Below are 8,968 nucleotides of genomic sequence, written 5' to 3' on the forward strand. Positions count from 1 at the left end.
TGGACAGGTGGTCGATACCAGCTTTGTGATCGACAAAGACAGCAGTCTGGCCATCGTCACCGCCAAGGACGCCGACGGCCTGGAAGTCATTCGACATTCCACGGCGCACCTGCTGGCCTACGCGGTCAAAGAAATATTTCCCACGGCGCAGGTCACCATTGGCCCGGTGATTGAGAACGGCTTTTTTTACGACTTCTCGTTCGAGCGTCCGTTTACCCTGGACGACCTGGCGGTTATTGAAAAGCGCATGACCGCTCTGGCCGCCAAGGACGAGCCGGTGTTGCGACGCGTGCTGCCGCGTGACGAGGCGGTCGCCTATTTCAAGGGCCTGGGCGAGCACTACAAGGCGGAGATCATCGCCAGCATCCCTCCCGGTGAAGATGTCAGCCTGTACCGTGAAGGCACGTTTGAAGACCTGTGCCGTGGCCCGCACGTGCCCAGCACCGGCAAGCTCAAGCATTTCAAGCTCATGAAGGTCGCGGGTGCCTATTGGCGCGGGGACCATCGCAATGAAATGCTGCAGCGTATTTATGGCACAGCCTGGGCCACCAAGGAAGACCTGCAACAGCACCTGACGATGCTCGAGGAAGCCGAAAAGCGCGACCACCGCAAGTTGGGTCGCGAGCTTGACCTTTTCCATGTGGACGATCACGCCCCCGGCATGGTGTTCTGGCACCCCAAGGGCTGGGCCATCTGGCAGGCCGTGGAGCAATACATGCGCCAGGTCTACCGCGACAACGGCTACCAGGAGGTCAAGGGACCGCAACTGCTCGACAAGGGTTTGTGGGAAAAAACCGGCCACTGGGACAAGTACCGGGACAACATGTTCACCACCGAGTCAGAAAAGCGTGACTATGCGCTCAAGCCCATGAACTGCCCGGGTCACATCCTGATCTTCAAGCAGGGCCTGAAAAGCTACCGTGACTTGCCGCTACGCTACGGAGAATTCGGTCAGTGCCACCGCAATGAAGCCACCGGTGGTTTGCACGGCATCATGCGGGTGCGCGGCTTCACCCAGGACGATGGCCACATTTTCTGCACCGAAGATCAGATTTTGGCTGAATGCGTGGCCTACACCACGCTGCTGCAAAAGGTCTACGCCGACTTCGGTTTCAAGAACATCATCTACAAAATTGCCACTCGGCCCGAGCAGCGCATTGGTTCCGACGAGATCTGGGACAAGGCCGAGCACGCGCTCATCGAGAGCCTGCGCGCCTCTGGGTGCGAGTTCGAGTTGTCGCCAGGAGAAGGTGCCTTTTACGGACCCAAGGTCGAGTACACCCTGAAAGATGCGATTGGCAGGCATTGGCAGTGCGGCACCATCCAGGTTGATTTTTCCATGCCCGAGCGGCTCGACGCCGATTACGTCGGCGAAGACAGCGCCCGCCATCGCCCGGTGATGCTGCACCGCGCCATCGTCGGCAGCCTCGAGCGTTTCATCGGAATTTTGATCGAAGAAACCGCCGGTGCGCTGCCAACCTGGCTCGCTCCGGTGCAGGTCAAGGTGCTCAACATCACCGACGCGCAGGCAGAATATGCCCGCAATGTCGTCAAAACGCTGCAAAATCAAGGCTTTAGGGTAGAGGCTGATCTGCGCAATGAAAAAATCACGTATAAAATACGGGAGCATTCAATGCAGAAGGTGCCGTATCTGATCGTGATTGGCGACAAAGAGATGGCCTCCGGTGCTGTTGCAGTGCGAGCCCGAGGTGGACAAGACCTTGGCGTGATGTCGGTGGCCGAGTTTGTTCAAAAGATTTCGGCTGATATCGCGCAAAAATCATTGGTTTGATTTTTTGATACTGTTCATGGTGCTCTGCTGCCCAGTTTTAGCCACGATGGATGTGGCAGTTTTTGTGAAGGATTAAGTCATCGCTACCGAATTTCGTGATCGCCGTCACCGCGAAGAACGCAAACACCGATTGAATCGGGAAATCATGGTGCCAGAGGTTCGCCTCTCTGGTGTTGAAAACGAACCCCTGGGTGTTGTCAATATCAATGACGCGCTGCGCATGGCGGGCGAGTTGGACGTGGACTTGGTCGAGATTGCCGCAACTGCCAATCCGCCCGTGTGCCGTTTGATGGATTACGGCAAGTTCAAGTACCAGGAACAAAAGAAAGCTGCCGAAGCCAAGGCCAAGCAGACAGTGATCGAAATCAAGGAGATCAAGTTCCGCCCCGGTACCGATGACGGCGACTACAACATCAAGATGCGCAACATCAAGCGCTTTCTTGCCGAGGGTGACAAATGCAAGATTACCTTGCGTTTTCGCGGTCGCGAGATCACGCACCAGGATTTGGGCATGGCCTTGCTGAACCGGATTCGCGATGAGTTGGGTGACCTGATTTTGGTCGAGCAGTTTCCCAAGCTTGAAGGGCGCCAGATGATCATGATGATCGCGCCCGGCCGCAAGAAGATTGCCGCGGCCAAAGTGGCTGTGGCCGAGGTTGCTGCCGGTACGTAAAGGATTGGGGCAAACACCCGCAAGGTGTTTGCCGCGAAAAATGGTGGGTTCATGCCCACCATTAAAAAAGTGGCGGGTTGTATCTCACCACCAAAAAGTGGTGGGTTGCTATCTCGCCACTAAAAAGTGGCTCGGGGCCATCAAGGCTGCAAAGTGTTTGCAGACGCCTCACGAGCACAATGTAAAAAGGAGCATGTAAATGCCCAAAATGAAGACCAAGAGCGGCGCCAAAAAGCGTTTCCGCGTTCGTCCAGGTGGTACCGTTAAACGCGGTCAAGCCTTCAAACGTCACATCCTGACCAAGAAGTCCACCAAACTCAAGCGCCATCATCGTGGTACGTTGACTGTCCGTGAGACCGAAATGGGTCGCATGGCACAGATGCTGCCCGGCCGTGGCCTTTAATTAACGACGAACAAGGAGTACTCACATGCCTCGCGTCAAACGTGGTGTAACGGCTCGCGCCCGCCACAAAAAAGTTCTAGCCCTTGCAAAAGGTTTCCGTGGTCGTCGTGGTAATGTCTTCCGCATCGCTAAAGAAGCGGTGATGAAGGCCGGGCAATATGCCTACCGTGACCGCCGTACCAAAAAACGTGTCTTCCGTCAGTTGTGGATTGCCCGTATCAATGCCGCTGCCCGTCAGTGTGGCATGACCTACAGCCAGTTTGCCAACGGTCTGAAGAAAGCCAATATCGAGATTGACCGCAAGGTTTTGTCTGATATTGCGATCCATGACATGGCCGCTTTTGCTGGTATCGTGGAACAAGTCAAGGCCAAACTGGCGGCTTGAGTTGCTTTGATTGCTATTTGATTTATAGCTTCTTGCAAAAAACAGATTAGGGCTAGAGCTTGAAAAGGCACTAGCCCTTTTTCCTTGGATCAAAGCCATCTAAAGTATTTATGAACGACTTGACCGCTGTTGTTGAACAAGCCCGTGCCGCCTTTGAGCTGGCTCTTACCCCTGCTGAACTCGAAAACAGCAAGGCTCTTTTTCTGGGTAAGTCCGGTCGCATCACCGATTTGATGAAGGGCCTGGCTGCCTTGCCGATTGAAGAGAAAAAATTGCAAGGCGCCGCCATCAACCAGGCCAAACAAGGCATCGAAGCCGCGCTCAATGCCCGCCGCCAGGCGTTGGCCGACCGCGAACTGCAGGCCCAATTGCAGGCCGAGGCGCTTGATGTGAGCCTGCCCGGGCGCCAGCGTGGCAGTGGTGGCCTGCATCCGGTGTCGATCACGCTCGAACGCATCGAGGCCATTTTCGGTTCGATGGGTTTTGAGGTGGCCCAAGGCCCCGAGATCGAGTCCGACTGGTTCAATTTCACCGCGCTCAACACCCCCGAAGACCACCCCGCGCGCTCCATGCATGACACCTTCTATGTCGAAGGTGGCAGCGAAACCGCTCCCAATTTGTTGCGCACCCACACCAGCCCGATGCAGATTCGGCACGCGGTGCAGCACGTCAAGAAACACCGCCTGGCCCATGGCGGCGCGGTCGACGGCACGCTCTACAGCGGTGCCATGCCCGAAATTCGGGTCATTGCCCCGGGGCGTACCTACCGCGTGGACAGCGATGCCACCCATTCGCCCATGTTCCATCAGTGCGAGGGCCTGTGGGTGGGCGAGGCCATCAGCTTCAAGGACCTTAAGTACGTCTTCACCGACTTCTGCCGCACCTTCTTTGAAAATCCTGATCTCGTGCTGCGGTTCAGGCCGAGCTTTTTCCCGTTCACAGAGCCCAGCGCCGAGGTCGACATCCAGTTTCCCAGCGGCCCGCTGGCCGGGCGCTGGCTCGAGGTGGCGGGGTCCGGCCAGGTGCATCCCAACGTGATTCGAAACATGGGCCTCGACCCGGAGCGCTACATTGGCTTTGCCTTTGGCATGGGCCCGGATCGGTTGACCATGCTGCGTTATGGCGTGAACGACTTGCGTTTGTTCTTTGATGGCGACATCCGTTTTCTGTCGCAGTTCCGCTGAAGCTGCACCAGCCATGCACTTGAATTTGTCATGCTGCGGCCAATCGCGGCGAGGGCGCCGCTCCCACAGGTTGCCATGCCACTGTGGGCAAGCCATGTTTAAAAGAATGAATTGATTGAACAACTATGCAATTTCCTGAATCCTGGTTGCGTGAATTCTGTAACCCTGCGTTAAGCACAGCCGAGTTGGCTGAAACCCTGACCATGGCCGGCCTGGAGGTCGAAGAGCTCAAGCCTGTGGCGCCGCCGTTCAGCCACATCGTGGTGGGTGAGATCAGGGAAGCGGTACAACACCCCAATGCCGACCGCCTGCGCGTGTGTCAGGTGGATGTGGGGCAGGCCGGGTTGCTCACCATTGTCTGTGGCGCGCCCAATGCGCGGGTTGGCATCAAGGTGCCCTGCGCCATGGTGGGGGCCGAGTTGCCAGCGGGTGAAGATGGCCAGCCGTTTCTGATCAAGGTTGGCAAGCTGCGCGGCGTCGAGAGCTTCGGCATGTTGTGTTCGGCCCGCGAACTCAAACTCTCGGAAGACCACGGCGGCTTGCTGGAACTGGCGGCCGATGCCCGGGTGGGGCAAAATATCCGCGAGCATTTGCTGCTTGATGACACGCTCTTCACGCTCAAGCTCACGCCCAACCTGGCGCATTGCCTGAGCGTTTATGGCGTGGCGCGTGAAGTGTCTGCGTTGACGGGTGCGCCCCTGAAAACGCCGACTTTTCCGGTGTCTTCTTGCGCCATTGACCAGGTCTTGCCGGTCAAGGTCAGCGCGCCTGATTTGTGTGGTCGGTTTTCGGGCCGCGTCATCCGTGGCGTCAACCCCCGGGCCGCCACCCCCGCCTGGATGGTCGACCGCCTCGCCCGCTGCGGCCAGCGCAGCGTGACCGCGCTGGTGGACATTTCCAATTACGTGATGTTCGAGTTGGGTCGGCCATCGCACATTTTCGACCTTGACAAAATCCACGGTGGCCTCGAAGTGCGCTGGGGCAAGCCAGGCGAGCAACTCAAGCTGCTCAACGGCAACACGGTCACGGTGGATGCCCAGGTGGGAGTGATCGCCGACGCGGTCCAGGTCGAATCGCTGGCCGGCATCATGGGCGGCGATGCCACCGCGGTGTCGGACGACACGACCAACATTTATGTGGAGGCGGCCTTCTGGTGGCCCAAGGCCATTGCCGGGCGCTCGCGCCGCTTCAACTTTTCAACCGATGCCGGCCATCGTTTTGAGCGCGGTGTCGATCCTCAGCTCACGGTCGAGCACATCGAGCGCATCACCCAGCTGGTTTTGGAGATTTGCGGCACGCCAGACGCCGTGTGTGGCCCTCTCGACGACCAGCAGGTCGCCATGCCACAGCCTTGCAAAGTGTCCCTGCGCGTGGCCCGCGCGACCAGGGTGCTGGGGATGCCGTTGACCCAGGAGCAATGCGTGAAGGCGCTCACTGGCCTGGGGCTGCCCGTGACCGAGGGTGACGGTGTGGTCGAAGTCACCGCGCCTTCCTACCGGTTTGACCTGCAAATTGAAGAAGACCTGATCGAAGAAGTGGCGCGCATGATCGGGTTCAACAACTTGCCGCAAACCCCGCCGCAAGCACCGATCACGGCCAAGCTTCAAGCTGAAAACCAGCGCAGCCCCTTTGCCGTGCGGCGCGCGTTGGCCGCTCTGGGCTACCAGGAGACCATCAACTTCAGTTTTGTTGAAGAGCGCTGGGAGCATGAACTGGCGGGCAACCCGAACCCCATCAAATTGCTCAACCCCATTGCCAGCCAGATGAGCGTGATGCGCTCAAGCCTGCTCGGCTCCCTGCTGCAGGTGCTCAAGTTCAACCAGGACCGCAAGGCGCCACGCGTGCGTGTCTTTGAGCTGGGTCGGGTCTTTCTGCGCGACGCCTCGGTGACGAGCACCGATACCACCGTTGAGGGCTTCGACCAGCCCATGCGCGTGGCCGGCGTGGCCATGGGCGCGGTGGATGCACCCGAGTGGGGCTGTAAAGAGCGCGCTGTTGATTTTTACGATGTCAAGGGCGACCTGGAAACCCTGTTTGCGCCGGTCCGGCTGACGTTCGAGCCGGCTCAACACCCAGCCATGCACCCCGGGCGCAGTGCCCGCGTGCTGTGCGGCGGTCAGGCGGTTGGCTTCGTCGGCGAACTGCACCCCAAGTGGCGCCAGTCGCTTGACCTGGTGCAAGCGCCTGTGATGTTCGAGGTGGATCTGGAGGCGGTGCTGAGCCGTCAGGTGCCGCGCTTTGCATCGGTGCCCCGCTTCCAGGCAGTTGAGCGCGACATCGCCGTGCTGGTCAATGAGGCTGTGACTCACGATGCCTTGATGCAAGCCGTTTGGGCCGCACCCTGTGGCGGCGTGCTGCGCGATGCAGTGCTGTTTGACATTTACCGGCCCAAGACACCAGCCACTGCGGCTGAACCAGGTGTGCCGCCCGAGAAAAGCATGGCGATTCGTTTGACGCTGAACGCGCAAGATGCTACGCTGTCCGAGCAGCAGATTGAACAGGCGGTGGCTGCGGTGCTTGCCACGCTAAGCGAGAAATTGGGTGCGCGTCAGCGTGCTTGAAACTGTCATCAACCCCCAGCCACAGAGCGAGTTATTGATGGAAATTACGGTTGATTCACTGGAAACCCCGGCCCTGACCAAGGCGCAGCTTTCAGAGTTGCTGTTTGAGCAGATTGGTTTGAACAAGCGCGAGTCCAAGGACATGGTCGATGCTTTTTTTGAACTGGTTTCACAAAGCCTGGTGGAGGGGAATGATGTCAAGATTACCGGCTTTGGCAACTTTCAGATTCGCACCAAGTCGCCGCGCCCGGGGCGCAATCCGCGTACCGGCGAGGCCATCCCCATTGCCGCGCGCCGGGTGGTCACTTTTCATGCCAGCCAAAAGCTCAAGGAGCAAATCCAGAGCGGATCTGGGTTGAGTTCTCCGCAAGTTTGACCCCGCGTCAGAAAAATCAGGGTAAGCTGTATTTACAGTGTGACCATAGTTAGAGTACTCTTGTACCTTTCCAGCTTACCTTGTTGAATCCAATGGAGAATTCGCTCCCCCAAATTCCGGCCAAACGCTACTTTACCATTGGTGAAGTCGGTGAGCTGTGCGGTGTAAAGCCACATGTGCTGCGCTATTGGGAGCAGGAATTCACACAACTTCGACCCATGAAGCGACGTGGGAACCGCCGTTACTACCAACACCATGAGGTGCTGATGATCCGGCGCATTCGCGATTTGCTGTACGACCAGGGATTCACCATCAGTGGTGCGCGCAACAAAATGCAGGAACTTCTGCAGGCAGGTTCCGACGTTCGTCACCCTGCTGATTTCTCGACGGATTTGCCAGCCGAATTGCCTGAAGATATTATTGTGAGGCAGGCGAACGTGGGATTAGCCTCCTCAGGACCAGATGCTGTAAGCCTTGAGTCATGGACGCAAGTGAGGCAAGAATTGCGTGAAATCCGGAGTCTTTTGGCGCTGGATTTCTAACCCGCAGAGTTCAAAATCAAGCTTGTCCACGGTTATAATTCGAGGCTTCGGTGTGTGGCGCAGCCTGGTAGCGCACTTGCATGGGGTGCAAGGGGTCGAAGGTTCGAATCCTTTCACACCGACCACGATTCAAAAGCCTGAAAAGCGCTCTGCTTTTCAGGCTTTTTTACTTTCCGGGGTGCCCTTGCTGTCATGTTTATTTTGCTGTTGCAGGTGCCTGATTGAACGAACCTGATCTGGCCACTTTGGCCATGGCGGCATTTGACCAGGTGGTGGCTGCCACGCCCGGGTTTCGCGCGCGTGCCGGGCAACGCGAGATGGCGCAACGAATTGCCGATGCTTTGCATGGCATCAGCCTGGGCGACCAGACTGACCCGCAAAGCGCGGTCACAGTGATTCAGGCAGGAACGGGGGTGGGCAAGTCTGCCGCGTATTTGTCCACCACCGTGGCGCTGGCGCTGGCGCGCAAGACGCGGGTGGTGGTGTCCACTGCCACGGTGGCGTTGCAAGAGCAGTTGATGACCAAAGATCTGCCGGCGCTGGCGGCCGTGCTGGACACCCCTTTTGTCTATGCGCTGGCCAAAGGCCGTGGCCGCTATGTTTGCAAGCTCAAGCTGGAGCGCCTCGTCGGTCACGGCGGGGAAGACGCGGCAGAACTTTTTGAAGGTGACGACGAAGGCAACGCAGTGCAAGCTCCCAGCGCATTTCAGCCGCAACGGGGAGCGGTGTGGCAAGACCCCATGGAGCGGCGCATTGCCTTGTATGAAACGCTGGCATCAGCTCTGGCCACAGGCAAGTGGGATGGTGACCGCGACAGCCTGGCCGAGCAGCCCGATGCGCGCGACTGGTCCACGGTGGCCGCCGAGCGCCATACCTGCACGGCACGCCATTGCCCGCGCTTCTCAAGCTGCAGTTATTACCAGGCGCGCATGCAACTGGCGCAGGCACAGGTGATTGTGGCAAATCATGATCTGGTGTTGGCCTCATTGGGCATGAAGGCGCTGCCGGAACTCGACAACTGCCTGGTTGTATTTGACGAAGGGCACCATTTG

General features: G+C 58.2%; 8 protein-coding genes, 1 tRNA gene and 1 pseudogene. All 10 read left to right on the plus strand.

All coding sequences use genetic code 11. From position 1 onward, the window contains the following. Window positions 1-1,792, plus strand: a 1,792-nt coding sequence (thrS, locus tag GPS82_RS11940) for a threonine--tRNA ligase (RefSeq protein ID WP_296494990.1), incomplete at its 5' end; no start/stop codon positions are given. Window positions 1,793-1,871: 79 nt separating this feature from the next. Next, window positions 1,872-2,465 carry a translation initiation factor IF-3 gene (infC, locus tag GPS82_RS11945; protein WP_296495004.1) on the plus strand — a complete coding sequence of 198 codons (594 nt, stop codon included), beginning with the start codon at window positions 1,872-1,874 and terminating at the stop codon, window positions 2,463-2,465. Window positions 2,466-2,664: 199 nt separating this feature from the next. Continuing rightward, window positions 2,665-2,868: a 50S ribosomal protein L35 gene (rpmI, locus tag GPS82_RS11950; RefSeq protein WP_296275693.1), complete on the plus strand. Its 204-nt coding sequence runs from the start codon at window positions 2,665-2,667 to the stop codon at window positions 2,866-2,868. 25 nt (window positions 2,869-2,893) lie between these two features. Beyond that, window positions 2,894-3,253: a 50S ribosomal protein L20 gene (gene rplT, locus GPS82_RS11955; RefSeq protein ID WP_296494992.1), complete on the plus strand. Its 360-nt coding sequence runs from the start codon at window positions 2,894-2,896 to the stop codon at window positions 3,251-3,253. A gap of 110 nt (window positions 3,254-3,363) precedes the next feature. Beyond that, the gene (pheS, locus tag GPS82_RS11960) at window positions 3,364-4,437 is read left to right on the plus strand and encodes a phenylalanine--tRNA ligase subunit alpha (protein WP_296494994.1); all 1,074 of its coding nucleotides are present in this window, start codon (window positions 3,364-3,366) and stop codon (window positions 4,435-4,437) included. Window positions 4,438-4,562: 125 nt separating this feature from the next. Then, window positions 4,563-6,998, plus strand: coding sequence for a phenylalanine--tRNA ligase subunit beta (pheT, locus tag GPS82_RS11965; protein ID WP_296494997.1), 2,436 nt, complete (start codon window positions 4,563-4,565; stop codon window positions 6,996-6,998). 37 nt (window positions 6,999-7,035) lie between these two features. Then, window positions 7,036-7,374 (plus strand): integration host factor subunit alpha, encoded by a 339-nt coding sequence (locus GPS82_RS11970; protein WP_296495000.1) that lies wholly within the window; start codon window positions 7,036-7,038, stop codon window positions 7,372-7,374. 92 nt (window positions 7,375-7,466) lie between these two features. After that, the gene (locus GPS82_RS11975; protein ID WP_296495002.1) at window positions 7,467-7,916 is read left to right on the plus strand and encodes a MerR family transcriptional regulator; all 450 of its coding nucleotides are present in this window, start codon (window positions 7,467-7,469) and stop codon (window positions 7,914-7,916) included. Between the two features lie 48 nt (window positions 7,917-7,964). Next, window positions 7,965-8,041, plus strand: a tRNA-Pro gene (locus tag GPS82_RS11980). Between the two features lie 96 nt (window positions 8,042-8,137). After that, window positions 8,138-8,968: pseudogene (locus GPS82_RS11985) on the plus strand (ATP-dependent DNA helicase DinG); the annotation flags it as partial.

The organism is Rhodoferax sp., from assembly GCF_011391645.1.
Classification (GTDB): Bacteria; Pseudomonadota; Gammaproteobacteria; order Burkholderiales; family Burkholderiaceae_C; genus Rhodoferax.